The organism is Streptomyces sp. NPDC006393 (assembly GCF_040628575.1).
Taxonomy (GTDB): domain Bacteria; phylum Actinomycetota; class Actinomycetes; order Streptomycetales; family Streptomycetaceae; genus Streptomyces.
The window spans coordinates 1-1844 of sequence record NZ_JBEXZD010000221.1 but is presented as its reverse complement, the minus strand read 5'-3'; the positions used below and the strand labels follow the sequence as shown (position 1 = coordinate 1844).

General features: G+C 72.3%; 2 protein-coding genes. Both read left to right on the top strand.

Going from position 1 to position 1844, the window contains the following annotated elements; all coding sequences use genetic code 11:
• Positions 1-443: substrate-binding domain-containing protein (locus ABZ484_RS38670; RefSeq protein WP_358870630.1), on the top strand; the 443-nt coding region annotated here is incomplete at its 5' end.
• 826 nt (positions 444-1269) lie between these two features.
• The coding region (locus ABZ484_RS38665; protein WP_358870629.1) for a glycoside hydrolase family 6 protein at positions 1270-1844 on the top strand (575 nt) is incomplete at its 3' end.

The window sequence follows — 1844 nt, the reverse complement described above, 5'->3', positions numbered from 1 at the left end:
CCGGGCCGCTGGACATGTACGCCGCCCGCTGCCGCCTGGACGGCTACACCCAGGCGATGGACGCCGCGGGCCACGGCGCGGACCAGTCGCTCGTCGCGCACGGGGACTTCACGGAGGAGGGCGGCCGTGCCGCCATGCGGAAGCTGCTGGAGCGGCATCCGGGCATCGACGCCGTCTTCGCCGCGTCCGACGTCATGGCCAGCGGCGCCCTGCACGTTCTGCGCCAGACGGGGCGGCGCGTGCCCGACGACGTGGCGCTGGTCGGCTTCGACGACTCGACGGTCGCCCGGCACGCGGACCCGCCCCTGTCGAGCGTCAGACAGCCGACGGAGGAGATGGGCCGCACCATGGCGCGGGTGCTGATGGAGGAGATCGAGTCGCGGACCACCGTCCGGCGCCACGTGGTGCTGTCCACGGACCTGGTGCTGCGCGAGTCCGCCTGAGCGCGAAGGCCCCGCGTCCACGCGCGGCGCTGTCCGGTGGCTGCCGCTGGTCCGGTGGCTGCCGCTCGCGACGGGGGCCGGCGTCCCGACGGCCCCCGGCAGAAGGCCTGTTCACGTGGTGTGCCGGGGGCGCACGGTCTCGGGCGTCGAAAACTTGCGTGAACACGCTGTTACGTCATGTTTCCGTCAACCCTCTTCCCACCGCTGTCGCGGCTTGTTATTTTCCTCAGCGCATTGGGAGCGCTCCCACATCCAACGGGGTTCCCGTTCACGGGAGTTGTCGCTTGCGGCAGCCGGTGAGGGAACCGTCCGGAACGTCCGGAAGGGGTCGGCGCTCCCCGCGCAGGTACCACCGCACCCGAAGGGCACCGGTTGCAGGGGCGCGCAACACGGGCCTTCGGGGAGCGCATCGTCAGTGAGCACGAGGCACTTCATGCGGACAGGAGGTACGGGCACACCAACGGCCGGCGGATCGTGGACGCGATCGACTCGGGACCGGCGACCACGGCCACACCATCGACCCCGTCGGCACCACCACCGTGACGGTCCACGCGGGTGGCACCAGCTCCGCCGGCGGCGACATCCGACAGACCTCTCGGGTGCGCGAGGTCCTCCCCCTCCCGCCCCGGGGACGGACCTCCGACAACCGATTCCCCGCACCGGGGCAGGACGTCACCTGCCCCTGCTCCCCCTCCCCCGTTGCCGGGCCCACCAGCGGCGCCCGGCGACCAGCCCGCACACGGCGCGGTGTGTCGCGGCTCCACCGGCGCGCGGTGTCACGCAAGGCCCCACCACGCGTCAGAAACCCCACGGAAGGAAGCCATCGGTGAAGAAGCTCCAACACCCCTCCAGATCGCGGCTGGGCCGCAGTCTCTCGGTGCTCTCGGCCCTCGCCCTCGGCTCGGCGCTGGCCGTGGCGCTCGCGCCGCAGTCCGCCTCTGCCGCCACCCGGGTCGACAACCCGTTCGTGGGGGCCAAGGGGTACGTGAACCCGGAGTGGTCCGCGCACGCCGCGGCGGAGCCCGGCGGCAGCGCGGTCGCCAACACGCCGACGGCGGTCTGGCTCGACCGCATCGCCGCGATCAACGGCGTCAACGGCGGCATGGGCCTGCGCGACCACCTCGACAAGGCGGTGTCGCAGGGCGCCGACCTGATCACTCTGGTGATCTACGACCTGCCCGGCCGCGACTGCGCGGCCCTCGCCTCCAACGGCGAGCTCGGCCCCACCGAGATCGACAAGTACAAGACCGACTACATCGACCCGATCGCGTCGATCCTGTCGGACGCGAAGTACGCGGGCCTGCGCATCGCCACCGTCATCGAGCCCGACTCGCTGCCCAACCTGGTCACCAACGCCGGCGGCACCGCGGGCAGCACCGACGCCTGCGCGACCATGAAGGC